General features: G+C 63.6%; 26 protein-coding genes. 19 read left to right on the forward strand and 7 right to left on the reverse strand.

Annotated elements, in window-relative coordinates; translation table 11 throughout:
- Positions 1-149: 149 nt before the first annotated feature.
- Positions 150-659 (reverse strand): hypothetical protein, encoded by a 510-nt coding sequence (locus QA643_RS16645; protein ID WP_283034181.1) that lies wholly within the window; start codon positions 657-659, stop codon positions 150-152.
- A 320-nt stretch (positions 660-979) separates the two neighbouring features.
- Here QA643_RS16645 and QA643_RS16650 point away from each other — a divergent pair, with 320 nt between their 5' ends.
- Both QA643_RS16650 and rnk read left to right on the forward strand, forming a co-directional pair.
- The gene (locus QA643_RS16650) at positions 980-1,462 is read left to right on the forward strand and encodes a GreA/GreB family elongation factor (RefSeq protein WP_283034182.1); all 483 of its coding nucleotides are present in this window, start codon (positions 980-982) and stop codon (positions 1,460-1,462) included.
- A 16-nt stretch (positions 1,463-1,478) separates the two neighbouring features.
- The gene (rnk, locus tag QA643_RS16655) at positions 1,479-1,892 is read left to right on the forward strand and encodes a nucleoside diphosphate kinase regulator (RefSeq protein WP_283034183.1); all 414 of its coding nucleotides are present in this window, start codon (positions 1,479-1,481) and stop codon (positions 1,890-1,892) included.
- Between the two features lie 27 nt (positions 1,893-1,919).
- Here rnk and QA643_RS16660 read toward each other — a convergent pair whose 3' ends face one another.
- Positions 1,920-2,618, reverse strand: coding sequence for a metalloregulator ArsR/SmtB family transcription factor (locus QA643_RS16660; RefSeq protein ID WP_283034184.1), 699 nt, complete (start codon positions 2,616-2,618; stop codon positions 1,920-1,922).
- Positions 2,619-2,789: 171 nt separating this feature from the next.
- On the opposite strand from QA643_RS16660, the gene QA643_RS16665 reads away from it, so the two are divergent.
- Together QA643_RS16665 and QA643_RS16670 are read left to right on the forward strand one after the other, a co-directional pair.
- Positions 2,790-3,098: an NIPSNAP family protein gene (locus tag QA643_RS16665; protein WP_283034185.1), complete on the forward strand. Its 309-nt coding sequence runs from the start codon at positions 2,790-2,792 to the stop codon at positions 3,096-3,098.
- Between the two features lie 67 nt (positions 3,099-3,165).
- Entirely contained in the window at positions 3,166-3,978 is an 813-nt protein-coding gene (locus QA643_RS16670; protein ID WP_283034186.1) for an isocitrate lyase/phosphoenolpyruvate mutase family protein, read from the forward strand.
- Between the two features lie 64 nt (positions 3,979-4,042).
- Here the strand turns inward: QA643_RS16670 and QA643_RS16675 are convergent, their stop codons facing one another.
- Together QA643_RS16675 and QA643_RS16680 are read right to left on the reverse strand one after the other, a co-directional pair.
- Complete coding sequence (locus QA643_RS16675) at positions 4,043-4,453, reverse strand: hypothetical protein (RefSeq protein WP_283034187.1); 411 nt, start codon at positions 4,451-4,453, stop codon at positions 4,043-4,045.
- A 280-nt stretch (positions 4,454-4,733) separates the two neighbouring features.
- Positions 4,734-5,969 (reverse strand): cytochrome c, encoded by a 1,236-nt coding sequence (locus tag QA643_RS16680; RefSeq protein WP_283034188.1) that lies wholly within the window; start codon positions 5,967-5,969, stop codon positions 4,734-4,736.
- A 277-nt stretch (positions 5,970-6,246) separates the two neighbouring features.
- Here QA643_RS16680 and QA643_RS16685 point away from each other — a divergent pair, with 277 nt between their 5' ends.
- The 10 genes from QA643_RS16685 to QA643_RS16730 all read left to right on the forward strand — a co-directional run bounded on the left by QA643_RS16685 (position 6,247) and on the right by QA643_RS16730 (position 20,425).
- A complete protein-coding gene (locus tag QA643_RS16685) occupies positions 6,247-9,753 on the forward strand; it encodes an indolepyruvate ferredoxin oxidoreductase family protein (protein ID WP_283034189.1) in 3,507 nt (1,168 codons plus the stop codon).
- A gap of 892 nt (positions 9,754-10,645) precedes the next feature.
- Positions 10,646-11,803, forward strand: coding sequence for a thiolase domain-containing protein (locus QA643_RS16690; protein WP_283034190.1), 1,158 nt, complete (start codon positions 10,646-10,648; stop codon positions 11,801-11,803).
- Positions 11,803-12,192 carry a Zn-ribbon domain-containing OB-fold protein gene (locus QA643_RS16695; RefSeq protein WP_283034191.1) on the forward strand — a complete coding sequence of 130 codons (390 nt, stop codon included), beginning with the start codon at positions 11,803-11,805 and terminating at the stop codon, positions 12,190-12,192. Before QA643_RS16690 ends, QA643_RS16695 begins: the two co-directional genes overlap by 1 nt.
- A gap of 195 nt (positions 12,193-12,387) precedes the next feature.
- A complete protein-coding gene (locus QA643_RS16700; protein ID WP_283034192.1) occupies positions 12,388-13,248 on the forward strand; it encodes a MaoC/PaaZ C-terminal domain-containing protein in 861 nt (286 codons plus the stop codon).
- Positions 13,249-13,396: 148 nt separating this feature from the next.
- Positions 13,397-14,275, forward strand: coding sequence for an SDR family oxidoreductase (locus tag QA643_RS16705; RefSeq protein ID WP_283034193.1), 879 nt, complete (start codon positions 13,397-13,399; stop codon positions 14,273-14,275).
- A gap of 21 nt (positions 14,276-14,296) precedes the next feature.
- The gene (locus QA643_RS16710) at positions 14,297-14,749 is read left to right on the forward strand and encodes a GNAT family N-acetyltransferase (protein WP_283034194.1); all 453 of its coding nucleotides are present in this window, start codon (positions 14,297-14,299) and stop codon (positions 14,747-14,749) included.
- Positions 14,750-14,817: 68 nt separating this feature from the next.
- Positions 14,818-15,771 (forward strand): dihydrodipicolinate synthase family protein, encoded by a 954-nt coding sequence (locus QA643_RS16715; RefSeq protein WP_283034195.1) that lies wholly within the window; start codon positions 14,818-14,820, stop codon positions 15,769-15,771.
- A gap of 4 nt (positions 15,772-15,775) precedes the next feature.
- Positions 15,776-16,576: an NUDIX hydrolase gene (locus QA643_RS16720; protein WP_283034196.1), complete on the forward strand. Its 801-nt coding sequence runs from the start codon at positions 15,776-15,778 to the stop codon at positions 16,574-16,576.
- Between the two features lie 96 nt (positions 16,577-16,672).
- Complete coding sequence (locus QA643_RS16725) at positions 16,673-17,584, forward strand: EamA family transporter (RefSeq protein WP_283034197.1); 912 nt, start codon at positions 16,673-16,675, stop codon at positions 17,582-17,584.
- 162 nt (positions 17,585-17,746) lie between these two features.
- Complete coding sequence (locus QA643_RS16730) at positions 17,747-20,425, forward strand: PAS domain S-box protein (protein WP_283034198.1); 2,679 nt, start codon at positions 17,747-17,749, stop codon at positions 20,423-20,425.
- A 30-nt stretch (positions 20,426-20,455) separates the two neighbouring features.
- Here the strand turns inward: QA643_RS16730 and QA643_RS16735 are convergent, their stop codons facing one another.
- The gene (locus tag QA643_RS16735; protein WP_283034199.1) at positions 20,456-20,806 is read right to left on the reverse strand and encodes a GrlR family regulatory protein; all 351 of its coding nucleotides are present in this window, start codon (positions 20,804-20,806) and stop codon (positions 20,456-20,458) included.
- Between the two features lie 349 nt (positions 20,807-21,155).
- Here QA643_RS16735 and QA643_RS16740 point away from each other — a divergent pair, with 349 nt between their 5' ends.
- Positions 21,156-21,485 carry a hypothetical protein gene (locus tag QA643_RS16740; RefSeq protein WP_283034827.1) on the forward strand — a complete coding sequence of 110 codons (330 nt, stop codon included), beginning with the start codon at positions 21,156-21,158 and terminating at the stop codon, positions 21,483-21,485.
- Between the two features lie 33 nt (positions 21,486-21,518).
- On the opposite strand, the gene QA643_RS16745 is transcribed toward QA643_RS16740, so the two are convergent.
- Positions 21,519-21,902 carry a VOC family protein gene (locus QA643_RS16745; RefSeq protein WP_283034828.1) on the reverse strand — a complete coding sequence of 128 codons (384 nt, stop codon included), beginning with the start codon at positions 21,900-21,902 and terminating at the stop codon, positions 21,519-21,521.
- A gap of 341 nt (positions 21,903-22,243) precedes the next feature.
- Here QA643_RS16745 and QA643_RS16750 point away from each other — a divergent pair, with 341 nt between their 5' ends.
- Both QA643_RS16750 and QA643_RS16755 read left to right on the forward strand, forming a co-directional pair.
- Complete coding sequence (locus tag QA643_RS16750) at positions 22,244-22,807, forward strand: hypothetical protein (RefSeq protein ID WP_283034200.1); 564 nt, start codon at positions 22,244-22,246, stop codon at positions 22,805-22,807.
- A 142-nt stretch (positions 22,808-22,949) separates the two neighbouring features.
- Positions 22,950-23,426 (forward strand): hypothetical protein, encoded by a 477-nt coding sequence (locus QA643_RS16755; RefSeq protein ID WP_283034201.1) that lies wholly within the window; start codon positions 22,950-22,952, stop codon positions 23,424-23,426.
- Positions 23,427-23,441: 15 nt separating this feature from the next.
- Here QA643_RS16755 and QA643_RS16760 read toward each other — a convergent pair whose 3' ends face one another.
- The gene (locus tag QA643_RS16760) at positions 23,442-23,813 is read right to left on the reverse strand and encodes a hypothetical protein (RefSeq protein WP_283034202.1); all 372 of its coding nucleotides are present in this window, start codon (positions 23,811-23,813) and stop codon (positions 23,442-23,444) included.
- 323 nt (positions 23,814-24,136) lie between these two features.
- Between QA643_RS16760 and QA643_RS16765 the strand changes: the two genes are divergently transcribed.
- Both QA643_RS16765 and QA643_RS16770 read left to right on the forward strand, forming a co-directional pair.
- Positions 24,137-25,309, forward strand: coding sequence for a cupin domain-containing protein (locus QA643_RS16765; RefSeq protein WP_283034203.1), 1,173 nt, complete (start codon positions 24,137-24,139; stop codon positions 25,307-25,309).
- A gap of 475 nt (positions 25,310-25,784) precedes the next feature.
- Positions 25,785-26,792 (forward strand): alpha/beta fold hydrolase, encoded by a 1,008-nt coding sequence (locus tag QA643_RS16770; protein ID WP_283034204.1) that lies wholly within the window; start codon positions 25,785-25,787, stop codon positions 26,790-26,792.
- Positions 26,793-26,869 lie beyond the last annotated feature (77 nt).

Genomic DNA, 26,869 nt, shown 5'->3' on the forward strand with positions numbered 1-26,869 from the left:
TCCGGATGAGGGGAGAGATTCGGGCGCTCCGCTATATCGACGTCGTTGCGAGCGCAGCGAAGCAATCCATCTATCCCCGAGCCGAGACGCGGATTGTTTCGCTGCGCTCGCAATGACGAAACTGGTCCGAGGGCGGGTTCGTATGAGCATCAGTCCGCTTTCAGCATGGCGCTGAAATCACCCTTCGTGTCCGTCGTATGCAGGTGCTTCAATTCGCCATTGTCGTCGATCAGGTAGTAGTGGTTGCCGCTGATGCCTTTCTCGTTTCGCATGCCGCGGAAGACGATGAGGCGGCTGTCTGCGCGGCTGACCACGGGCTTGAACTCTTCAGACACATTGCCCCAATCGGATACGACGAAGTGCTGCGTGATCCGCCCGGTGCGGACGTCGAGGAAGGTCGGGGCCTGGCATTCGGTGCCGCAGGGCAGGATCACGACGATGAAACGCCCGCCGGCGTTGATCTTGTCGTCTTCCATCGCCCCGCGATAGGTTTCGCTGCGGTCACGCCAGAATTCATGGTCAAGCCGCGGCTTGGCGCGCTTGCCGGCATAGACCTTCAGCTTGTGATCGCTGAATTTGGGCAGCTCCTCCGCCGAGGCGGGCAGGGCGTAGCATGCCACCACCATCGCGGCGGCAAGGGTTCGAAGCAAATGGTTCATGAAAATCTCGTCTGAAACGCAAAGGTCCCCCTTGGTCTCTGCTTCCGCCGGAAAAGTTCAAGAATGCTGCAGCGGCAAGGGCGCAGATGTGCGGTCTTTGGTCGCGATGCAGGGCACGGCAGAACGTCCTAGGTTAGCTGTACGATGATACACGTTCTCCAAATCGATCCGCGCATTGCGCGCCGCTGCCTGCACGCCGGACGCCTCCAAGCAGGAGCTTAGCCGGACGGTAGCTTTTGCCGTCCGGATATCCCTCTCGTTCATCAACAAATTTGATGTGTGGCTCTTCCGTGAGGAAAGCCCAAACAAGGAGGCATGTCGTGAACAATCCCTCTATTCCGGACGTCACCCTTCCGGCGTCTGATCATCGGCGTTTGGAACGGCTTGCGCGGGTCGGCGCCGACCAAGGCGATAACGATGCACGTTTTCTGTTGAGTGAAATCAACCGTGCGGAAATCGTCCCCGATCGGGCAGCCAGGTTGGACAGCATCGTCACCATGGGTTCGTGGGTGACGTTCTGGGTGAGTTGGGGCTTCCCCCCTGCGACGAGGCGACTGGTGTACCCCGAAGACTACACATCCGAGAGAACCCAGATTCCCGTGATGTCGCCGTTGGGTGCAGCGCTGGTGGGGCTGAAGGTCGGAAGCGAAATCCCCTTCTTCACCGCTGGCCGCACCAGCGTGGTCAGGGTCGAACGCGTCAGTCGAGGTGGTCCGAATGATGTTGTCAGGGCTCTGTTTTGCAATCCGGTGGTCAAGGGCAAAAAGCCCTTTGATGATGATCCGGGGCCATCGGCAGCTTAGGAAAGGAGAGAAGGTGATGAATAAGACTAATCGCAAGGGCAAGCCTGAATTCGCGTTGCCGCCCATCACCGTGATTGAGGATGAGGCCAGGCGCCTGAATGCCCTGGCCAGTTCGAGCGCGGTGCTTTTTCCGCGCGTGGCCCATTTCCTTGCACAGGAGATGGAGCGTGCAAGCGTGGTGGCGAACAATTCCGATCTGCGCGACGTGGTACGCATGGGCTCGCAGGTCCGGTATTGCGATGACAAGACCGGCGAAGTCCGGGATGTAGTGTTGGTGTATCCGCACGAAGCGGACATAACGCTAAAACGCGTTTCGGTTCTTACGCCGGTTGGAGCTGCGTTGATCGGTCTATCGGTTGGCCAGGCGATCGAGTTTCACACGCCGGGCCACAACAAGCGGTCCTTGACCGTACTAAGCGTGTCCAACTGAAGGAGCCGATTTCAGGCGCCGTGTTCGTTATGCCGGCTCGCTCCCGAACAGCCCAGCAAAGCGCTTTTCGCCGGTGCGGGTGAAATTGACGACGCGGCTGCCCGGCGCGGTATCGCGTGCCGCCCAGTTCAATTCGGTGAAGCGGTTCATCACGGCGGCGCCGAGGGTGCCGGCGAGATGGTGACGGCGCTCGCTCCAGTCGAGGCAAGCCTTGCACACCGGACGGCGCGGATGCGCCAGCGCATCGGTATCGATCTGCAACGCCTCGGCCATGAAGCGCTTGCCTTCGCCGGTCAGCTCGATCGCCTGCTTGGTCTGCCGCACCAGTTTCTGCCGGCGCAGGCTGTCGAGCATCTGCACGCCAAGATCGCCGGCGAGATGGTCGTAGCAGATCCGCGCCCGCCGCAGCGCCGGCTCCTTCGGCCCCGTGCGCACGCGGGTATGGCCGGCGCGCTCGGCGAGGCCGGCGAGCCCTTCCAGCACATGCGCGACATCGGGGCCGGTGAGGCGGTAATAGCGGTGCCGGCCCTGTTTCTCCGGCTCGATCAGCCCGCCGGCCTCGAGCTTGGAGAGATGCGAGCTGGCGGTCTGCGGCGTGATGCCGGCCTGCTGCGCGAGTTCGCTTGCCGTCAGCGCGCGGCCGGTCATCAGCGCGGTCAGCATGTTGGCGCGCGCGGGATCGCCGACCAGCGAAGCGACCACGGCAATGTCGGGACCTGCTTTCATAGTTCGATGATAGCCGAAGCATCGAGGTCAGGCAAGCGGGTATTGTGTGCTCTCAGAAAGTTGCTCCGTCATTGCGAGCGCAGCGAAGCAATCCATGCCGCCGCAAGCGGAGGAATGGATTGCTTCGTCGCTTCGCTTCTCGCAATGACAGTCCAAGCATAGGAGAACATCATGACCGTCACCGTCTTCATCCGCTACCAGCTCGATCCCTTCAAGCGCGCGCTGTTCGAGCAGTATTCGAAGAACTGGCTCACCATCATCCCGAGATGCGGCGGCGATCTGCTCGGCTATTGGATGCCGCACGAGGGCACCAACAACATTGCGTTCGCGCTGATCTCGTTCGACAGCCTGGCGGCGTATGAAAGCTACCGAGCGCGGCTGCGCGCCGACAGCGAAGGCATGGCCAACTTTAATTTCGCCGAGGAGCACAAGTTCATTCTGGCCGAAGAGCGGACATTCCTGCGCCAGGTCGTGGCGTGACGTCTGGCGCAACAGGCGCTGCAGTCTTATCTACGCGGCGCCAACGAACACCGGAGGGAAACGACCCATGCTGACAACTGCTGACAAGCGCGCCGCATTCAGGAAATTGCACGAGAGCGGATGCTTCATCATCCCAAATCCCTTCGATGTCGGCAGCGCAAAGGCCCTGCAGCATCTCGGCTTCAAGGCGCTGGCCTCCACCAGCGCCGGCTTTGCCTGGACGCTCGGCAAGCCCGACAATCGCGTCACCGTCGACGACGTCTGCAACCATCTCGCCGCGATCTCCGCGGCGGTCGATATCCCCGTCAATGCCGATTTCGAGGACGGCTTTGCCCATGAGCCCGACAAGGTCGGCGTCAATGTCGCCCGCGCGGTGGAGACCGGCGTCGCCGGCCTGTCGATCGAGGACTATACCGGCGACAACGCCAAGCCGCTGTTCGATCGCGCGCTGGCGGTCGATCGCATCAAGGCGGCGCGCCATGCGATCGACGCCGACAACAGCGGCGTCCTGCTCACCGGCCGCTGCGAGGCGTTCTTGCGCGGACAGAAGGATCTCAAGCTCGTGATCGACCGGCTCACCGCCTATGCCGAGGCCGGCGCCGATTGCCTCTACGCGCCGGGCATTTCGACGGCTGAGGAAATATCAGCCGTCGTGAAGGCGGTGCATCCGAAGCCGGTCAACCTTCTGGTCGGCGCGGCCGGACCGTCGCTGAAGGCGGCGTCCGATCTCGGCGTGCGCCGCATCAGCGTCGGCGGCGCGCTGGCGCGGATGGCATGGGCCGGCTTCATGAAGGCGTCAAAGGAGATGGCGGAGAAGGGCAGCTTTGGCGAGTTCGCCAACGGCTATTCCGGCGGCGAACTCAACAAGATGTTTGGCTAGGCGAACACGGATCGAAAAACAGCGGGCCGTTTGGCCCGCTGCTCGTTGCTTCAAAGATCAACTCTTACTGCTTGGCGCGATCGACCTCGGTGCCCGTCGGGTTCGGTGAGGCCGGCGTCGGACGATTGGTCGCGGCGCCCGTGGTCGTTCCCGGCTCGGTGTTGGCCTTCGGCGTTACGTCACGCATGCCGGGAGGCGCGGCCGGATTGGCCGGGGTAGTCTGCGCGGTCTGGTTCGGCGGCGACGTGCCGGCCTGGTTCACGGTGGTGTTGTTCAGGCCATAGAACAGCGCGCCGAGCACGACGGCGATGGCAACGGCAAACATCGCGACCTTCGCGCCGGAGGGCGCCCCTTCGCCGAGCGCGGGATCGGGCTGCAACTCATTATCGAGGCTGTTGAGCTGGGCCTGACGGCGGATTTCTTCATCACTCAGGCCGGTACGGTAGGGATCGTTCGGGTTGGGTTGGTATGCCATGAATGGGTTCCTCCGTTAGCATCCCAAAGCTAAGTATTGGCGCGCGCGGATGTTCCGCGCCAAAGTTGCAACCCCGTAATGTTGGAACCTGTGATTCCCCATTGGTTCCGAATGTGAGGTTGCCATATCGAGCCTGCCGCCCGGCGAAGCAGCGCTAGTGTCTACGTTCCCCGGATGCTGCGCAGCGCGTAGCGGTGCGCTGCTGATCTGGGGTCCATTGTTGCCATGGGTCCCGGCTCTGCGGAGCACCGCTGCGCGCTGCACCGCGTCCGGGACATGATCATTTGCGTCGCGCCTTTGCGACTTCATCCGCCGCCACCAGCGGCGCTGCATTGCCCCAGGCATTGCGGATGTAGTTAGTGACATCCGCGATCTCCTGGTCGGTCATCTTCGCCGCGTAGCCCGGCATCGAACCCTTGTTCGGCGCGCGCGGCGTCGTCACGGTCTCGGCGCCGTCGAGAATGATGCGCAGCGTGCTCGTGGCGTCAGCCGATTGCAGATTGGCGTTGCCCGGCAGTGGCGGATAGATCCGCGGCGCGCCCGAGCCGTCCTCCTCGTGGCAGGCGACGCAGGCGCCGTTGTAGAGTTTTTGGCCAGCGGCCATCTGCGCCGGCGAGGGCGGAGTGGTCGTCGGCTCCGGCACACCGGCCGGCAGGCTTTTCAGGTACACCGCGATGGAGCGGACATCCGCTTCGCTCATTTTCGACGTCGAGTTGACCACGACTTCCGACATCAACTGGCCGGCATGGCTTTTCGCGTTGCGTCCGCTCTGCAGATATTCGGTGATGTCGTCCACGCTCCAGCTCTTCAGGCCGCTACGCTCGGCGCCGTCCAGCCGCGGCGCGAACATGCCTTGCACGATGCCGCCAGCCAACCTCTGGCTGCGGCCGCGCCTGTCGGCGCCGAACATGTTTTTCGGCGTATGGCAGGCGCCGCAATGCGCGACGCCTTCGACCAGATAGCGGCCTCTGTTCCACTCTGCGCTCTTGGTCTGGTCCGGCATCAAGATGCCCGGCTTGAAGAACAGCCAGTTCCAGCCGCGCATCACCAAGCGGTAGTTGAACGGAAAGCGCAGCTCCGGAGGGCGCGGCGGATTGTTCACCGGCGTCAGTGTCGCGAGGTAGGCGCGGATCGCAAAAATGTCCTGCCGCGTCAGCTTCGAAAAATTCGGATACGGGAAGGCCGGGTAATAGCGCGAGCCGTCACGCGCGACGCCGAAACGAAGCGCGTGGTAGAAATCCTCGTCGCTCCATGCGCCGAGCCCGGTCTCGCGATCCGGCGTCAGGTTGGGGGCATAGATGCCGCCGAACGGCGTATCGATCCGCTTTCCCCCGGCAAACGGCCTGTTCGGTTCGGCGGTGTGGCAGCTTGCACAGTCGCCGGCCACGGTCAGCGCCTTGCCGCGCGCGATATCCTCAGTGGTCGGTTCTGCCTTGGGTTCAGCACTGGATTGAGCTTGGCCGCCGACAGCGGCGAATGCAGTGCACAAAAATACGCCGGCGAGAATCGTCCGCATGGGTCCCTGCACCATATGGCCTCCGGGGGCGTTATAGCGCGAAAGAGGAGCGAGGAGGGACGTCATGCCATTTCGCGCGGGGGCTTCCAGACGACACAAACCGAAATGCCCCGCCGTTATTCCCGGCACGAAATTGCGATCTTTCGAACTGCGGCTTCGAAGCCGAGATTTGTGCTGCGCGCGCGGAAAAATCCGACATAGACTGGTTCTAACAAGCAGAGATGACTAGCTAAAAAACAGTCGTCGCGATCAAGGCTCACCGGCAAAGAGGGCTGCAATGGGAATCAACCAGGGTCCGATCAGTCTCGATCAGAAGTACACGCAAGGGACCGGCCACGTCTTCCTCACCGGTATCCAGGCGCTGGTTCGCCTGCCGATGGCGCAGATCCGCCGCGACCGCGCGATGGGGCTGAACACCGCCGGCTTCATCTCCGGCTACCGCGGCTCGCCGCTCGGCGGTTACGATCAGCAGCTGTTCGCCGCGCGAAAACATCTCGAGCAGTACAACATCAAGTTCCAACCCGGCGTGAACGAGGACCTCGCGGCGACCGCAATATGGGGTTCGCAGCAGCTCAACCTCTCGCCCGGCGCCAAATATGATGGCGTGGTCGGCATCTGGTACGGCAAGGGCCCCGGCGTCGACCGCTGCGGCGACGTGTTCCGCCACGGCAACACGGCCGGCTCAGCGAAAAACGGCGGCGTGCTCTGCCTTGCCGGCGACGACCACGGCGCAAAATCCTCCACCGTCCCGCATCAGTCGGACCACGCCTTCATCTCCGCCCTGATGCCTTATCTCTACCCCTCCAGCATCCATGAAATGATCGAGATGGGCCTTTTGGGTATCGCGATGTCGCGCTACTCCGGCTGCTGGGTCGGCATGAAGGTGATCACCGAGACGGTGGAGACCACCGCCGAGATCGACCTCACCGATGAGATGAAGCCTTTTATCATTCCCTCCGATTTCGAGATGCCGCCGGGCGGCCTCAATCTGCGCTGGCCCGATGACCGCTTTGCCCAGGATTTGCGCCTGCAGGACTACAAGGGCTACGCCGCGATCGCCTTTGCCCGCGCCAACAAGATCAACCGCATCACCATGGATTCGCCGAACGCCCGCTACGGCATCATGGCATCAGGCAAGAGCTACGAGGACATCCGCCAGGCGTTGCGCGAGCTCGGGATCACCGAGGAGATCGCCGCCAAGATCGGGCTCAGGCTCTACAAGATCGGTATGCCCTGGCCGTTGGAGCCGGAAGGCGTGCGCAATTTCGCCGTCGGCCTCGAGGAAATCTTCATCATCGAGGAGCGCCGCGAGATCGTCGAGAACCAGGTCAAGCAGGAGCTGTTCAACTGGCGCGACGACGTCCGCCCGCGCATCGTCGGTAAGATGGACGACCACGACAAGCGCTTCCTCACCTTCGCTGCCGAACTTAGCGTCGCTTCGCTGGCGAGCTCGCTGACCGAGCGCCTGCTTCGACTTAACCTCAATCCCGAAATCGCCGCGATGCTTCGCGCCAAGGCCGACTGGTTCAATGGCCGACAGGCGACTCAGATGCAGGCGGTCGCGCCGGTCACCCGCACGCCGTATTTCTGCTCGGGCTGTCCGCACAACACCTCGACCAAGGTGCCGGAAGGCAGCCGCGCCTTTGCCGGCATCGGCTGCCACTTCATGGCGCTATGGATGGACCGCAACACCGAGACCTACACCCATATGGGAGGCGAGGGCGTGCCGTGGGTCGGCGTTGCACCCTTCACCAAGGAAGAGCACGTCTTCGCCAATCTCGGCGACGGCACCTATTTCCATTCCGGCAGCCTTGCGATCCGCCAGGCGATCGCCTCGGGCGCCAACATCACCTACAAGATCCTCTATAACGACGCGACCGCCATGACCGGCGGTCAGCATGTCGACGGCGAATTGTCGCCACAGCAGATCACCTTCCAGCTTCACAGCGAAGGCATCCGCAATATTTATCTCGTCTCGGAGAATCCGCACCTTTATCCCACGTCCGACATCGCACCCGGCGTCATCACACGTCACCGCGACGAGCTCGACGCCGTCATGAAGGAGTGCCGCGAGATCAAGGGCACCTCGGCCATCGTCTTCGTGCAGACCTGCGCCGCCGAAAAGCGCCGCCGCCGCAAGCGCGGCCTGATGGAAGACCCGGCGCGCCGCGTTATGATCAATCCGGCCGTCTGCGAAGGCTGCGGCGATTGCTCGGTGCAGTCGAACTGTATTTCGGTCGAGCCGCTGGAGACCGAGCTGGGCCGCAAGCGCACCATCAACCAGTCGACCTGCAACAAGGACTATTCGTGCCTGAAGGGCTTTTGCCCGTCCTTCGTCACCATCGACGGCGGCAAGCCGCGCCGCCGCGCGCCGGCCAGCCTTGATAGTTCAGGTCTTGGCGATATCGGCGATCTGCCGGAGCCGGCCTCGTTGCCGTCGCTGGAGCGCCCCTACAACATCGCGGTCGGCGGCGTCGGCGGCACCGGCGTGCTGACCATCGGCGCGCTGCTCGGCATGGCCGCGCATATCGAGGGCAAGGCCAGCATGATCCTCGACATGTCGGGCCTGGCACAAAAGGGCGGGGCGGTGCTCAGCCACGTTCGCCTCTCCGAACACACCGCCGACGTCACCTGTTCGCGCATCGTCACCGGCACCGCCGATCTCGTGATGGCGGCCGATGAGGTGGTGGCGGTATCGAAGGATATGGTGACGCTGTGCGAGTCCACCCGCACCGTGGGCATCATCAACAGCCACGTCATTCCAACCGCGGATTTCATCCTCAACCGCGACTTCAATTTCCAGACCCGCAAGCTCAACTCGGTGCTGGAGACCGAGCTGCGCAGGGATTCGTCCTTCTTCGATTTCACCACGCCGGCTGAAGCATTGTTAGGGGACTCCATCGCCACCAACATCATGATGCTGGGCTATGCCTATCAGCGCGGCCTGCTGCCGCTGTCGGCGAAGGCGATTCTGCAGGCGATCGAGGTCAACGGCGTCTCCATCAAGATGAACACGCAGGCGTTCCAGCTCGGCCGGCTCGCTGCCGCCGACCCGGCGCGGTTCAAGGAGATGATGAAGGATCACGACGCCGTCGTCCCGGCGAAGACGCTTGATGCGATGTCACTCGACGAGATCATCACGCATCGGATGGGCCTCTTGACGGACTATCAGAGCGCGCGATTGGCCAAGCGCTACCGCAAGCTGGTCGACCGGGTGCGCAATGCCGCCACCGATGGCGGTTACGGCGAGGCACTGCCGCGCGCGGTTGCCATCAACTACGCCAAGCTTCTCGCCTACAAGGACGAGTACGAAGTCGCGCGTCTCTTCACCGACGGAAAGTTCGAACAGCAGCTCCGCGACCAGTTCGAAGGCGACTTCAAGTTCAGCTTCAACCTCGCACCGCCGATCCTCGGTGGGCCTAAGGATGCGCTGGGCCGGCCGAAGAAGCGCGCCTTCGGCGCGTGGATGATGCCGGTGTTCCGGACATTGGCAAAACTGCGCATCCTGCGCGGCACACCGCTCGACATTTTTGGCTACTCGGCCGACCGCAAGCTGGAGCGGGAGTTGATCGCAGCCTACGAGAAGGACGTCGAAACGGCACTCGGCCTGTTGTCGCCCGTCACGCACGACACCGCCGTCGAGTTGCTTTCGCTGCCCGATCGCATCCGCGGTTACGGCCCGGTCAAGGAGAAGGCGGTCGCGGACGCCAAGGCACGCCACGCTCAACTCACCGCCGATCTCGCCAACCCGCCGCCCGCGCCGAGGCAGTTAGCGGCGGAATGATCGAGTAGGGTGGGCAAAGGAGCGCAAGCGACGTGCCCACCATCGATCACTGAGTATGCCGCCAGATGGTGGGCACCCTGTCGCTTTGCCCACCCTACGGCAGCGGTGATTGTGACTGCCCGACGGGCAAATCACTTCCGATTTTCAGAAATTATGTCAAGCCAGGAATTTCTGAGAATCAGAAATATTCCGCTTCCGTTTTCACCCAAATCAGCGGCATAAATACCGCCGTCTCACCGCAGGATGAGGGGCGTTGGCCATCGTCACTGACGCGCGGGGAGATGCGATGGACGCCGAGGCCGTAACTGACGAGTGTGGCTGAGGCGTACGGTGAAGTCGTGTGGTTCTGGCGCCGTGGTGCTGGCGTTAAGCTCTCAAGACGCGAAAGCTGCTTGCGGGCGACGGAGGCAAAAGAGCCGTTCTCCGGGAAGAGCACGAAGTAAGCCGTAAAGCCATTGCGCAGGGAAGGCCGGGATGCTTCCGCCGAACCTGTATGCTCGTGTGCACCTCTTGCTATGCGCATAATAGCACACGAGACCGCGGGTGCGGCGCGCACCCGGTCTTCCCTGCGCCCTCAGATTGGAGGGGGCGAAAGTTATCAGGCAAACCTCGGGCAAATCATGTCGCGAGAACGCAGCCTCATATTCAGTTGTCATCCCCGCGAAGGCGGGGATCCAGTACGCCGCGGCTTATCGGTTCAATCACTGACGTCTCTGGAATACTGGATCCCCGCCTGCGCGGGGATGACGGCCGTGTAATGCGGCTCTCACACGGGCCCACCGACTTGAGTCCAGTCGCTACCGTCTCGCCCTGCGGAATATCATGGCGCTTGCCAAGGCCGGTCCGACAGGCCAGAAAAAACCATGAAGAAGAAACGCCAGCGGAGATCGATTTGACTATCAAGGGCAAAGCCTACATCGCCGGGATCTATGAGCATCCCACCCGGCACGCACCCGATAAATCCACCGCACAGCTCCATGCCGAGGTCGCCAAAGGCGCGATCGAGGATGCCGGCCTGACCAAGGACGACATCGACGGCTACTTCATGGCCGGCGATGCGCCGGGCGGGCTGTGGCCGATGGTCGATTATCTCGGCCTCAACACGAAAAAACTCCGCCATGTCGATTCCACCGAGACCGGCGGCTGTTCCTATCTGATCCATCTCGGCCACGCTGCCGAGGCGATCGCCGCCGGCAAATGCTCGGTGGCGCTGGTGACGCTCGCCGGCAAGCCGCGCACCGGCCCGATGCCGGCGCGCGCGGCCGGAGCGGAGGCCGATTTCGAGGCCGCCTATGGCGCGACCACCCACAACGCCTACGGCATGTGTGCCATGCGCCACATGCACGACTACGGCACTACCAGCGAGCAGCTCGCCTGGATCAAGGTCGCGGCTTCCCACCACGCCCAGTACAACCCGCATGCGATGCTGAAGGAGGTTGTTACGGTCGAGGACGTCATCAACTCGCCGATGATTTCCGATCCGTTGCATCGCATGGATTGCTGCGTCGTCACCGATGGCGGCGGTGCGATGATCGTGACCACGCCGGAGATCGCCAAGAGCCTGAAGAAGCCGCTGGTGCGCCTGATCGGCCATGGCGAGGCGATGAAGGGCCCGCGCGGCGGCAAGGATCTCGATCTCACTTATTCCGCCGGCGTCTGGTCCGGCCCGCGTGCATTCGAGGAAGCGGGCGTAGCGCCGAAGGACATCAAATACGCTTCGATCTATGACAGTTTCACCATCACGGTGCTGATGCAGCTCGAAGACCTCGGCTTCTGCAAGAAGGGCGAGGGCGGCAAGTTCGTCGCCGACGGCAATCTCATTTCGGGCGTCGGCAAGCTGCCGTTCAACACCGACGGCGGCGGCCTCTGCAGCAACCATCCGGTCAACCGCGGCGGCATGACGAAAGTCCTCGAAGCCGTCAGGCAATTGCGCGGCGAAGCGCATCCGAAAGTGCAGGTGCCAAATTGCGATCTCGCGATCGCGCACGGCACCGGCGGACTCCTTGGCGTGCGTCACGCCGCCTCGACCTGCATTCTGGAGCGCGTGTGATGGCTGAAGCAAAGAAGTATCCAGCACCGGTGACCAATCCGGAAACCGCGCCGTTCTGGGAAGCGGCGAAGGCCGGCAAGTTCATCATCAAGCGCTGCACCGCCTGCGGCGAGCGGCACTATTTCCCGCGCTCGATCTGCCCGTTCTGCGCCTCCGACAAGACCGAGTGGGAGGAGGCGTCCGGCGAAGCGACGATCTACACCTATAGCCTGATGCGGAAGTCACCGACCGGTCCGTACGCGATCGCCTATGTCACGCTGAAGGAAGGCCCGTCGCTGCAGACCAACATCGTCGACTGCGATCTGGAAAAACTGAAGATCGGCCAGAAGGTGAAGCTGGTGTGGAAGCCGACGGAAGGCGCGCCATTGCCGTTCTTCACCGCGGCCTAAAAAGTACCTTCCCCCCTTGCGGGGGAAGGTGGCGCGAAGCGCCGGATGAGGGGTTCTCTCCACGAGGGAGATGCGTTTGTGGAAGCAACCCCTCTCCCAATCGAGTTTGTGTTCGACGCCGGCGTAGCCCTCTCCCGCAAGGGGAGAGGGCGCTGCAACGGGCACCGCAAACAAGAGTTCGGAGGAACAACCGAAATGCCGATCAACTACGAACAACTGATGGCCCTGAAAAACCTCGGCCAGAAATATGCCTATACCGACCGCGAGGTGATGCTCTACGCCTACGGCATCGGTATGGGCGCCGATCCGATGGACGAAAAAGAACTCGCCTATGTCAACGAGGGCACCTTCACCCCGCGTCCGCTGAAGGTGGTGCCGACCTTCGCGTCAGTCGCGGCTTGGGGCTCGAATCCCGGCGAGATGAATCTGAACCGCGTGATGGTGGTCGACGGCGAGCGCGACATCACCTTCCACAGGCCGTTGCCGAGTGCGGCGAAGATCACCGCCGACTCGACCGTGCTCGACGTGTTCGACAAGGGCAAAGACAAGGGCGCCGTCATCCGTCACCAGACCGTGCTGAAGGACGAGAACGGAGAGAAGCTGGCAACACTGGTCGCCTCGCGCTTCGCCCGCGGCGACGGCGGCTTTGGCGGGCCTTCGGAAGGCCAGCCCGAACCGCACAAGGTGCCGGAGCGCGCGCCGGACAAGATCGTCGACATCACGACGCGGCCGGACCAGGCGCTGGTCTACCGCCTGTGCGGCGACCGCAATCCGCTGCACTCCGATCCCGAGTTTGCGAGGAAGGCCGGCTTCCCGCGGCCGATCCTGCACGGCATGTGCACCTACGGCATCACCTGCCGCGGCGTGCTGCAGACCTACGCCGACTACGATCCATCCGCCTTCAAGCAGCACGTCGCGCGCTTCTCCTCGCCGGTCTATCCCGGCGAGACCGTGACGATGGAATTGTGGAAGGACGGCAACATCGTCTCGTTCGAAGCCAAGGTGAAGGCGAGGGGCGTGACGGTGATCAAGAGCGGGAAGACGGTGCTGGGATAGGTCTCGTGCCCCGGATGCAGCGCAGCACGCAAGTGGTGCGCTGCTGAGCCGGGGCCCACGCCGGCCATAGGTCCCGGCTCAGCGAAGCAGCGTTTCACGCTGCATCGCGTCCGGGACACGAGAACGGAAAACAAAACGGGAGAACACCATGGGATTACTCGACGGCAAGGTCGCCATCATCACCGGCGCCGGCGGCGGGCTCGGTGAAGCCTATGCAAAGCTATTCGCGCGCGAGGGCGCGGCGGTTGTGGTCAACGATCTCGGCGGGCCGCGCGACGGCTCCGGCGCCGACGTGTCGATGGCGCAGAAGGTGGTCAATGCGATCAAAGAAGAGGGCGGCCGCGCGGTCGCCAACGGCGCGGACATCTCGACCATCGCGGGCGGGCAATCGGTGTTCGACGACGCCATCAAGAATTTCGGCCGCGCCGACATCTTGGTGAACAATGCCGGCATCCTGCTCGACGAGACGTTTGCGAAAGCCAAGGAAGCCAACTGGGACAAGGTGATCAAGGTGCACCTCAAGGGCACCTTCTGCTGCACCCAGCCGGTGTTCAAATGGATGCGCGAAAACGGCGGCGGCGTCATCGTCAACACGTCCTCGACGTCGGGCCTGATCGGCAATTTCGGCCAGAGCAATTACGGCGCCGCCAAGGGCGGTATCTGGGGACTGTCGAACGTGCTGGCGATCGAGGGCCGCAAGTACAACATCCGGATCTGGACGCTCGCCCCGGGCGCGCTGACCCGCATGACCGCCGACCTGCCGCGCTACAAGGAAAATCCCGGCGCGGCGCTCGGCCCTGACGGCATCGCCCCGGCGGTGCTCTACATGGTCAGCGATCTCTCGGGCGACCAGACCGGCAAGGTGCTCGGCGTCTCCGGCCCGCGCGGCGTGCGCGAGATGCGGATGATGGAGATGGAAGGCTGGAAGCCGCCGTTCACGGGCTGGAAGGCCGAGGATATCGTGACCCACGCCAAGGAGATCTTTTTCTCCGAAGAGCAGATCAAGATGGGCGCGCGTAGGTTCTGATTTGCCGGTGATGGAGGTGCCATGCTCGCATTGCGGCCCGCGCGCCCCGAGGAAGGTGCAGAGCTCACCGAGCTGTGCCTGCGCTCCAAGGCGGTGTGGGGCTATGACGATGCGTTCATGGCGGCGTGCCGCAAGGAGCTCACGTTGACGCCGGCCAGCATCCGGGCGTCGCAGGTGCAGGTGGCCGAACTCGACGGCCGCCTCGCCGGGATCGCCGAGGTGAAATCCGCAGGCCGCACAGCCCAGCTCGAAAAGCTGTTCGTCGAGCCGGCCATGCTCCGGACCGGAACGGGCCGAAGGCTGCTCGATTGGGCCAAGGCGGCAGCCCGCGCCGCGGGCGCCACGGCGCTGGTCATCGAGGCGGACCCCGATGCCGCCGAATTTTACCGCCGCATGGGGGCGGTTGATGACGGCCTTGTTCCATCGGGCTCGATCCCCGGCAGGCTGATTCCGCGGCTCAATCTGCTGCTTTGAGGGGGAGGTCGGTGATGCTATCCAAGACCGGAATATTCCGTCCCTAAGCCCCTGCAAAGAAGGTAATCATGAAGCTCACCGCCCAGGCCGCAGGCACCTTTGCGATCGCCCCGACGCCGTTCCACGAGGACGGCCGGATCGACGAGAAATCGATCGACCGGCTAACCGATTTCTACGCCGAAGTCGGCTGCGACGGCGTCACCGTACTCGGCATTCTGGGTGAGGCGCCGAAGCTCGACGCAGCCGAGGCGGAGCAGGTCGCGGTTCGCTTCGTCAAGCGCGCCAAGAACATGCAGATCATCGTCGGCGTCTCGGCGCCGGGTTTTGCCTCAATGCGCTCGCTCGCGAAAGCATCGATGGATGCCGGCGCCGCCGGCGTCATGATCGCGCCGCCGCCGCATTTGCGCACCGACGATCAGATCACGGGCTATTTCAAGCAGGCGCAGGAAGCGATCGGCGACGAGATTCCCTGGGTGCTGCAGGATTATCCGCTGACGCTCAACGTCATCTTCACCCCGGCCGTGATCCGCAAGATCGTGATGGATTCACCGTCCTGCGTGATGCTCAAGCATGAGGACTGGCCGGGCCTGGAGAAGATCACGACGCTGCGCAACTTCCAGAAGGACGGCTCGCTGCGGCCGCTCTCGATCCTGGTCGGCAATGGCGGCCTGTTCCTCGATTTTGAGATGGAGCGCGGCGCCGACGGCGCCATGACCGGTTACGCTTTCCCGGAACTGTTGATCGACGTCGTCAAGCTGTCGAAGGCCGGCAAGCGCGACGCGGCGCACGACCTGTTCGATGCGCATCTGCCGCTGATCCGCTACGAGCAGCAGCCGGGTGCGGGACTTTCCGTACGCAAATACGTGCTGCAGAAGCGCGGCATCATTTCCTCCAGCGCGCAGCGCAAGCCCGGCGCAACGATCACGGCGACTGCGAAGGCTGAGGTCGACTATCTGTTGTCGCGCGTGGCGCGCGTCGACCGCCGCGCCAATCTGCAACCCCAATCCAGCGCGGCGGGTTAGTCACATGGCTGAAACCGTCGCCCCGCGCCCTGCCTCCACCATCCTGCTGCTGCGCGACAGCGCCGAGCGCAAGGAGATCGAGGTCTTCATGATGGTTCGCCATTATGAGATCGACTTCAATTCCGGCGCGCTGGTGTTTCCCGGCGGCAGCGTCGACAAGGGCGACAAGGAGATCATCGCGAACCCTGCGCTCTATTCGGGCGGCGAGGGGCTCGATGAGGTCACGCTCAGCTTCCGCATCGCCGCGATCCGTGAAACGTTTGAGGAAAGCGGCATCTTGCTGGCGCGGCCGAAGGGATCGCAGGCGCTGGTCGAGGCCAGGCGCGCCAGCGAGATCGAAGCGGCGCATCGTGCCGACCTCTGCGACGGCAAGATCACCTTCCTGAAGGTGCTCGCCGACAACGGCATGGTGCTGGCGCTCGATGAGCTCGTACCCTATGCGCACTGGATCACGCCGGAGGGCATGCCGAAGCGGTTCGACACCTGGTTCTTCCTCGCCGCCGCGCCGCCCGAACAGGTCGGCGCCCATGACGGCAAGGAATCCACCGACTCGATCTGGGTCTCGCCGCGCGAGGCGCTGGAAGGCGGCGAGACCGGGCGCTTCAAGCTGCCGTTCCCGACCACGCGCAACCTGATCAAGCTCGGCAAGCACGCGAGCGTGGCGTCGGCGCTCGATGACTCCAGAGGCAAATCGATCGTCACGGTGACGCCGGTCATGACCAGGAACAATGGCGGCCGGCAGCTCCGCATTCCGATCGAGGCGGGCTACGACGGCGACGTGTTCGAGGTCGGCTCGGTCGGCTGAGTCGGCTGCATCCACACTTCGTCGTGCACCGAAGTATTGCGGCGCTGACAGGCTGTAATGTCCGGTCCTGATATTGATCGAGACCGGGTCGGAGACATGGGTAAGGAGCAGCATACGGGTATCGCGAGCGAACTGGCGCTGCTGCTGGTGCTCGCGACGCTGTGGGGCGCTTCCTACACATTCCTGAAGGTGGCGGTGGCAACGATCCCGCCGGTCACGCTGATTGCAGGCCGCACCCTGATCGCCGGACTGCTGCTGATCGCGATCATGCGCTGGCGCGGGATTGCCTTGCCGGCGGATGCCGCGAACTGGCGGCGCTTCCTGTTCCAGGCCTGTCTCAACAGCGTCATTCCCTGGACCATGGTGGCCTGGGGCACCCGAGCGCTGGATGCCGGGGTCGCAACCATCCTGAACTCGACGGCGCCGATCTTCACGTTCTTCCTGACCTTCGCGATCACCCGCCACGAGCCGGTGACGTTTCGTAAGCTGGTCGGCGTCGCCGCGGGGATGCTGGGCATCTGTCTGATCGTCGGCGTGCAGGCGCTGGCGGGGCTGGGCGAGCAACTGGCCGCGCAGATCGTCCTGTTGCTGGCCGCCGTCTGCTACGCGGGAGCGGCGATCTTCGGCCGCGCCTTCAGGGATCTCGATCCGATGACGCCGGCCGCGGGATCGCTGCTCTGCGGCGCCGCGGTCCTGATCCCGCTGAGCGTGGTGGTGGACCGGCCATGGACGCTGGCGCCGTCGACGAATTCGCTCCTGGCGCTATTGGGGCTCGCGGTGTTCTCCACGGCATTCGCCTTCGTGATCTACTTCCGTCTGATCCAGACGCTTGGTTCGGTCGGCGCTACCGCGCAGGCCTATCTGCGCGTGCCGATCGGCGTCGCGGTGGGGGTGCTGTTCCTCGGCGAGCAGCTCAGCCCGACGGTCTGGATCGGGCTTGGCTGCGTCGTCGTCGGTGTCGCCGCGATGACGATCCCCGCGCGCAAGTCGCCCCGCGCCGCCGCCTGAACGCGCCATACGGTGCAAAATTGCGGCGATAGTGGCCGCCAAGCCGGCCCAGGCGCGGCCTGGGACGGGGTTCGGCCCGGCTTTACCATCGTTCCCGGCATGTTCCCTAAGCCCCGAAAGGCGTTGTATATACTAGGCCGACTGGAGCCCGGCCCCGACCACATGACCGCTGAAACGCCGAATTCGACGCCGCCGCGATCGTTCTCGCTTTCGATCGGCCAACTGACCTTCGGCAGCTTCATGCTGGTGCTGGCGGTGATCATCATCACCTCGACCGCCAGCGTCATCGCCATCCGCCACATCGATTCGACCTTTGCCGAGTTGCAGCGGCTGCAGGCCGTCGGCGATCTCGCCGAAGATATCGACCGCCGCATGAACGAGTTGCGGCTGGCGGCGCGGGATTTCGTCACCGACCCCGGCAACCAGTCGCTCCAGGTCGGCGAGGCCGCGACCGCGCTCGGCGAGGTGCTGAAGAAGACCAGGCTGGAGCTTGCTCCCGAGCAGCAGGACATGATCGACGGCGTCACCGAGCGCCTGTCGACCTACCGCAGCGGGATCGAGCGGATTTCCGCGCTGATCAACCGCCGCGCCGAAATGATCGTGGCGCTTCCACCGCTGCGTGAGCAGTTCGACGCGGCGATTGCCGAGTCCACCGATCTTCATCTGGCGGCGAGCCTGTCCCAGACCCAGAGCCGCATCGCCTCGGCGCTATTGGCGCATAACCCCTCCGCGGCCGAACAGGCGGCGGAGAGCATGCGCTCGATGACGATCGCGGACCCGAAGCTGCGCGGCATTGTCGACGATTATGCGCTGGCGATCGCCAACATATCGATCCGCGAACGGCAGATATCCGACATCGACCGGGAAGTGCTGGGTGCCGAGGGCCGCCTGATCCAGCGCGTGACGGAACTATTGCGCGACGTCAGCGAGCGGCGGGGGCGTGTCCTCTCCCGCGATTTCGCCAGGACGCTGAGCGAGGCGAAGTGGCAGAGCATCGTGCTCGGCACCGCCGGCGTCCTGATCGGGCTGTTCGCCTCGCTGCTGGTGGTTCGCCGCACCGTCCGCCCGCTGGCCGCGATTGCTGGCTCGATCCGCGCGGTCGCCGGCGGCGAAAAGAACGCCTCGATCCCGGCGACAGACGTCGACAACGAGATCGGCGACATCGCCCGGGCCGCCGAAGTATTCCGGCAGACGCTGGTCGATGCCGATGCGGCGCGCGAGGCGGCGGTGCGCGCGCTCGCCGAGCAGCGGCTTGCGGAGGAGAGCTACCGCAAGCTGTTCGAATCCTCGGTCGACGGAATTTACGTCACGACGCCAAGCGGAGCGCTGCTGAATGCCAACCCGGCGCTGGCGCGGATGATGGGCTATGCCGCGCCGCAGGATCTGATGAGCGGCATCGGCGACATTGCGGAAGGTGTCTATGTCCATCCCGAGGCGCGGGCGGAATATGAGCGGCTGATGCAGCGCGACGGCATGGTGCGCGAATACGAATATCAGGTTCGCACGCGCACCGGCTCGGTGCTCTGGCTCTCCGACAGCGCGAGCGCCGTGCACAACGAGGCCGGCGTCATCATCCGCTACGAGGGAACGGTGCGCGACATCACCGACCAGAAGCGCGCCGAGGATGCGATCGCCGAAGGCCGCCGCTTGCTGCAAATGGTGATCGATACCGTACCCGCCGTCATCAACGTCAAGGACAAGAAGCTCCGCTATGTCCTGATGAACCGCTATATGGCCGGCATATTCGGCGTCGAGCCGAGCGATGCGATCGGACGTACCACGGCCGAACTGATGTCGCGCTACGGCGCGGAAAAGACCGACGAGCCCGACAAGCGGGTGCTGGCGGTCGGCAAGGAGCTCGGCTTCTACGAGGAGGAATACCGCGATTCCTCCGGCCAGATGCGGCAATGGCTGGTCAACAAGCTGCCGATCCTGGATGGGGCCGGCGAGATCGAGAACATCGTGACGGTCGCGCTGGACATCGGCGAGCGCAAGCGCGTTGAGTCCGAGATGCGCAAGGCCAAGGATGCGGCCGAAGGGGCGCTGCGTAACCTGCGCGAGACGCAGAATTCGCTGATCGAGGCGGAAAAGCTCGCGGCATTGGGTCGGCTGGTGGCCGGCGTCGCCCACGAGGTCAACAATCCCGTCGGCATCAGCCTGACGGTCGCGTCCGCGCTGGAACGCAAGACGTCGAACTTCGCGGCCGAGGTTGCCCGTGGCGAACTGCGGCGCTCCAGCCTGAACGATTTTCTCGACACCAGCCGTAACGCATCGTCACAGCTCGTCGCCAATCTCAATCGCGCCGCCGAGCTGATCCAGTCATTCAAGCAGGTTGCCGCCGATCGTAACTATTCGGACCAGCGCACCTTCGATCTCGGCGATCTCACCGAGCAGGTGGTGATGAGCCTGCGTCCGGGCCTGCGCAAACACAATCTGACGCTCAATGTCGAGTGTCAGCCCAATCTGATGATGAACAGCTATCCTGGGCCGTACGGACAGGTGCTCACCAACCTGTTCCTCAATTCGGTGGCGCATGCGTTTCCGGACGGCAAGCCCGGCACAGTCGACATCCAGGTGCGCGAGTCCGGCAAGGACAATGTCGAGGTGATCTTTTCCGACAATGGATGCGGCATGAGCCTCGACGTCCGCCGCCGCGCCTTCGATCCATTCTTCACCACACGCCGCGATCAGGGCGGCACCGGGCTTGGCCTGCACATCGTCTACAGCATCGTGACGACGCGGCTCGGCGGTCGGCTCGATCTTGATTCCGAACCGGGCGGCGGCACCCGTATCCAGATGATCCTGCCGCGCACCGCGCCGCTGGAGCAGGCGGCGGAGTAGGCGGGCAGGCCGCCTTGGTTGACCGTTGCGCTAGTTGATATCCGCCAGCTTGTGCAGCGTGGCGCCGAAAATCTGGCTGGCTTTGCCGACGAGCGCGGTTCCATTCATGGTAGCGCGGGTGTCGCTGAAGGTGCCGGATACGCCGATGCCGACCGGATTGGGTCCGCCGAACAGCGGATTGTCGTTGTCGCGCGGGGTAGTGTGACGCTGCACCAGCACCTCGCCTTTGAAGGTATCGCCCTTCACGGTGTAGCTGCCGGTATAAAATAGATAGGCGTCGCCGCCGAGAATCTGGCCATCCCGGAACAGAATAACGCCACTGCCCTTGCCGATGCGCCCATCCAGCAGGGTGACGTGGATCGAATACAGCCCGTTCTTCATGACGTCCCAAGTGCCGGCCGCAGCGCCCACCGAGGCCAGTCAAGGAGTTATGCCAAAGCGCGGCCGGCACCGTCAACGCGTCAGGTTGACTGCCCAGTTCCCGCGCAGGCGGCAAACCACCAACCATGTCACGCCGGCGTGACACTGGGATGACGGCGACTCAGCTTGGCCCGCGAAATGCATAGCTTGTTGCAGCACCGGCTGGTTGGTGCTGGAGCACGAGAAACAGGTGACCAACTGGATGAGTTCCGGCGGCCACGTGCCGTCTTCATACGCAGCGAATCGCAACCATCAAACCATGGGCCGCCATCGCGCGGGCCGCTGGAAAAAGCTGCTGATCGTCGGCGGGATGTTGCTGATCACGCCGCTGACCTTCGCGCCCGGCGAGGCCCGCGATCCCGATGGCCGTTACGCCAACTCACCGCTCAAGCAGTGGTTCGACAGCTTGAGAAGCGGGAAGGGGCCATGCTGCTCCGACGCGGACGGCAGTGCCGTCAGCGACGTGGATTGGGAATCCAAAGGCGGGCACTACCGCGTTCGCATCGATAGCGAATGGTATGACGTGCCGGATGACGCCGTCATCACCGAGCCGAACCGGGTCGGAAGAACCATGGTCTGGCCGGTTCGCGGCTATCAGGGATTGAGCATCCGCTGCTTCATGCCGGGCAGCATGACGTAAAGCGAGCACTGACGGCCGACACGCCAAAGCGCGTCACGCATATTTCTTGTCGCGCTCGAGCAGCTCGATCGAAATGCCCTGCGGCCCGCGGATGAAGCAGATGCGGACGCCGGGCCGGATGGTGGTTGGTTCCTTCGTGAACTCGACGCCCTTGGCCTTGATCTCGGCGGCGACCGCGTCGATGTCCTTTACCGTCAGTCCGAAATGATCGAGCCCCTGATAGGGCGTCACTGGTGGGCTGTTGACGCCATCGCCGGCGGTGACGGGTGCGATGAAGACATTGGCGCCGCCGAGCTTGACGTCGATCCGCCCCGGCGCGCGAATGATCTCGCCGCCGAGAATATCTTGCAGCCATGTGGCGGTCGCCTCGGGGTCAGGACTGCGCAAATGAACATGGTCCCAGATAACGGTCGGCATCTTGGTCTCCCCATTGTTGTTGTTGCGGCCGCTGAAGGCCGGCTGCGGCCAGCCGATCCAGCCGCCGGGCACAATCCATCTTGCAAGAATCCATGTTGCAGGCCCGTAGGCTGCATTCTGCAAACTTGCGCCGTCGCCGCAATATCGTCGAGGTGGCATGGAACCATTTCCTCCCCGGATGATTGTTGACGGGCGGCGGGATCCCGTAAGCGGCAGTCGTAGCAAAAGCCGTACGGAAAACGCCCGTAGGGCTTTTTTCATGCGCGGCGCGGCGATCGCCGGCGCCGCCGGGTGAGGACACGGCTATGAGAATCGCCGGGTGGTCGTTCGGGAAGCCCGAAGTGCGGCTCGCCGTGCTGCCAGCCATCGCCATTGCTGGATGCACCATCTGGCTGATGATTCCACAGGCAAGCGATGCCGAGAGCCATTCCGCGGCGACGCCGCCTGAAGTGAGCCGCCTCTCGCAAGACGCCTCCCGCGCGGACGACACGGCTGCGACTCAGGCGACGCTGTCGGGCACGCCACCATCATCGGCAGTACCCGCCGATGCCAATCCGGCCACCGCCGCTGCGCCGGTGGATATCGCCCCGGCGGAAACGACGATGCCCGGATCGCCGCTCGACGGTCTGAGAATCGTCTCGCAATCGTGGCGCAGGGGTGGGCTCGGCTCGAAAGCGCTGGTGACTTTCACGCTTCGCAATGCCAACGAATATGCCGTGAAGGACATCGAGATTGCCTGCACCTTCACCCGGCGCGATGGCAGCCACCTGACTGACCGCCGGCGCATCATTCCCGATACCGTGAACATGAAGAGCCGGAAGCGATATGCCGGCCTGCTGGTCGGGTTCGTCAACGTCAACGCAAATAAGGCGAAATGTTCACTGGTAACGGCCAGCCGTATTTAACCCTGCGCGCCAGAACTTCGCGCGCCACCCCGGAAAATCTGACCCGCGCCTTTGAACCTTGCCGGTTGAGCAGGAACTAATCTCTATATCGCCCGTTGGGGCGGTTGAACCGCGCGTGGCTCGCGCGGGGGGAGCGAGACCAATGCCCATTGCCCGTTATTTCCTGTTTGTCGGCGGCGTGCTGCTCGCCTTGCTGGTGGCGATCGACGCGCTATTCCCGCAACAGCAGCCGGCGGTGGTCAGCCAGGCCGTCCCCTCCATCGACAAGACCGTCGTGCGTATCCGCTCGGACCAGAAGCTGCCGGAGCGCGTGGTCTATGACACCAGCCTTCCGACCATTGTCCCACCGGTGGTGACGGCGAAGGCCGCCACACCGCCCGCGCCGGCCGCTACCCCTGTCGCGGTCGATGTCCCGGCCCAGGCCCGGATGAGGGAGACATTTGCCCAACTCGTCCCGGAAGCAAAGAAGCCCGAGCCGCAGGTCCAACAGCGCAAGCGCAAGGTGGCCAGAGTTCGTCAAGCGCCGATGCAGTTCGCGCAACCGCCGCAAATGCGGGTCGCGCAGCAGTCGCATTTCGGCTTCTTCGGTGGTGGTCCGAGCTGGAATTCCACCTGGTAGAGCACGCCGCGCTGTTTAGCGCGGCAGCTTCGGTATCTTGTCCGCAAAACCATTGAAGCAGGTCAACCGCTCGTCCTCCTCCTTGACGTGGCGACAGTCGCTGATGCTTTTCGCCGCCGCCGCCTTCGCTTTGGGCTGTGGCGTGTAGACGGCGTCATAGCAATTCAGGCGTTCCTTGGTGCCATCGTCGATATCCTGGCAGGCCTGCAGTTTTTGGGCGGCCGAAAGAGGTTTGGCCGGAGCTTCCTTCTTGCCCGCTGCCGCCTTCTTGGATCCGACCTGAACCAGGGGCTTGCCGCCGACGGTGGGAGGTTCGGCGGGGGCCGCGGTTTGCGCAAAGGCTGCGGCAGGATACAGCACCGCAAGCGCCAGTATGATTTTTCTCATTTGAAATGTCCGAATAGCCGTTAGCGACGCGCGCGCCTGGAGAGACCATCACTCCCGACCTCGGAATCGAAATCCCGCTCGGCGCCAGCGATCTCTAGCACCATCCCCGCGCGTCTGTCTAACCCGTTGATTTAATGGCTTTTCGAATCCACCGGCGGCAGACCGTAGGCTGTCGGGGGATATTTTGTGACCTCTGGTCGTGGGGATTTGACAGCCTGCCCCCGGCGGAGAGGCATCCGCCGGCATCAAACTTGTGCTCTATTGGACCGGCCTCGGCGTGCTCCTGAAGGCCGCCGGAGGTATTTGGTCCCAGGGAGTGCACCATGTCCGATCAGCAACGCCGCGCGTTTCTCGCCGCCGCAGGCATCGCCTCGCTGGCGGCGCTGGGCGCGGCCCGGTCGGCCGCCGCGGGCGATCCAAGCTTCATGAATAACGTTCCGGACCCGACGCTGGCGGGCAAGGATCTGCCGACCTTCAAATTCGCGCTCGAGAAGTCCGACGGCAAGGTCATCGGCAACAGCTACGGCAAGGAGGCGACGGTGACGCAACTGCCGATCTCCAAGGGGATCGCGGGGGTTTCGATGCGGCTGGAGCCCGGCGCGATGCGCGAGCTGCACTGGCACGCCACCGCCGCCGAATGGGCATTCGTCCTCGAGGGGCGGGTCCGCACCACCGTCGTCGATCCGAGCGGCCTTGCCGAGACCAACGATTTCGACCCCGGCGACGTCTGGTACTTTCCGCGCGGCCACGGCCACATGCTGCAATGCCTTGATGACAGGCCCTGTCACTTCATCCTGATTTTCGACAACGGCTATTTCTCCGAGTTCGGCACCTTCAGCATCACCGACTGGGTCGGACACACGCCACCGGCGCTGCTGGCCAAGAATTTCGGCCTGCCCGAGGCGACGTTTGCCAATTTCCCAAAGGCAGAGGTGTATTTCGCGCGCGGCAAGCCGCCGCCGGCAGCGCCTTCTGCGCCGTTGCAAGGCTGGAAGCTGCCGCCCGAGACCCACAAATACCGGCTGCTGGCACAGCCGCCGCACGCTACCTATCCGGGCGGCCGCGAGTGGCGCGTCGATTCCAGCCGCTTCCCGATCGCGAAGACGATCACGGGCGTCATCCTCGATCTCGATCCCGGTGCGCTGAGAACGCTGCACTGGCATCCGAACGCCGACGAATGGCAATACGTGATTGATGGTGAGGTGAGTGTCACTCTGTTCGGCTCGCACGGACGCTTCCGGACCGAGCGATTGGAGAAGGGCGATGTCGGCTACATCCCGCAGGGCTATGGTCATTCGATCGAGAATGTCGGCAGCCGCGTCGCGCGGATTTTGATCGGATTCAACGCCGGGATCTATGAGACCATCGACCTGTCGCAATGGATCGCGGCAAATCCGAAGGATGTGCTCGCAACGAATTTCGGCCAGCCGGCCGAACTGTTCGGGAAATTTCCCGACCGCGACGTGTTCATAGCGGCAAAAGACGGGAGCAGGTAGGGAAAGAGCGCTGAACGCTTCCGGAGGAGATGACCGCTCTCGCGTTCAGCGTATCTACAAGTGCGATGACGGATTTAACGCAGCCGATAAGCGTCAAATGCGTGAGCCAGGAATACACCGATGCTCACGAAGACGAGGACTGCTGTTACGACTTCTGTCATAGCCTTCCTCCCTGCATTGTCATGCCGACAAGGGCACGCTTGAGGAATTCGCGGTAAATGAGGTTCAGGACCGATACCAACATGATCTAACCCCGCTGTTCGACTGGCTGGACCGTAGCGGCCCTTTGTTTCGGGAGCGTTTCGCGGCGCGGGAGAATGGTTTCGTCGCGCGCCCGGGCGATCACAGAATCGCGACGGAACCGGAACGATCGATTCCTGTGAAGGATCTGGCTGTTACCCGCCCTTTTCTCGCCATGGTAATTCAGGAGACGTGCGGGGCCGGTGCTCAGGGGCGGGTTCCCAAAAGGTCCTACGTGATCGTCCGACAATTGCAGCAACACGAGACTTCTGCGTCCCGCCGTACATTCCTGCGCGGGGTGGTTTCCTCGGCCAGCGTGCTTGCGCTCGGCGGATGCACCAGCATGGCCGCGACCGGCGCGCGTTACGACGCCGCGTCGCTCTCGGCGGAGCCGACATTGCTCGTCGCGACCACGCGCAAGCCGGTGAACGGCGGGCGCACGAAGCCGTGGTTCGGGCCGGAGCGCGCGACAAGGATGACCGTCGCCCGCGCGAAGCTGGTGCCGCCCGACGAGAGCCGTTTCTCACTCGCCGCGGCCGGTCTCGGCGACTGGCGCCTAGATGCAATCGAGCCTGCCGGCGACATCAGCGATCTCCTGACCGGTGGCGACGTTCTGATCTACGTGCACGGTTTCAAGCAGACATTCGAGACCGCAGCGCTCGATGCCGCGCATCTTGCCGACGGCATCAAATTCCGCGGCCAGACCATGGCATTCTCCTGGCCGTCAAAGGCGGGGCTGTTCGATTATGCCTATGATCGCGACAGTGCGATGTGGTCCCGCGACGATTTCGAGCGCGTGCTCAATTCCGTGGTCACGAGCCCGAGCGCCGGACGCGTTCACATCGTCGCGCACAGCATGGGCACCATGCTCACGCTTGAGAGCCTGCGACAGCTCTATGCGCGACATGGCGATACCGTTTCGGACAGGATTGGCGCCGTGGTGTTCGCCTCGCCGGATATCGACATGGACGTATTCTCGTCTTCGGTTACCCGCATGGGGCCGCTCGGCCGCAAGATCACCGTCGTTGCCGCGACCAACGACCGCGCGCTGGCGCTGTCGGGGCGGCTGGCCGGCGGGATGACGCGGGTCGGCGCCGCCGAGAAGGCCGCCATCGAGCGGCTCGGGGTGCGCGTCATCGATGCATCCGATGCCGGGTGGGGCATCATCAACCACGATCTGTTCCTGTCCAACGCCGAGGTGCGGCGGGTGATACGCCGCTCGATTGATACGTCGGCGGCGTAAGTCCAGGTCCACTCATATCTGTGGCGCTGTGAAGGGCCACAACTCAAGCTAGAAGGCAACATGATCGCGACAGCCTG

The sequence above is a fragment of the Bradyrhizobium sp. CB3481 genome (assembly GCF_029714305.1).
Lineage (GTDB): Bacteria > Pseudomonadota > Alphaproteobacteria > Rhizobiales > Xanthobacteraceae > Bradyrhizobium.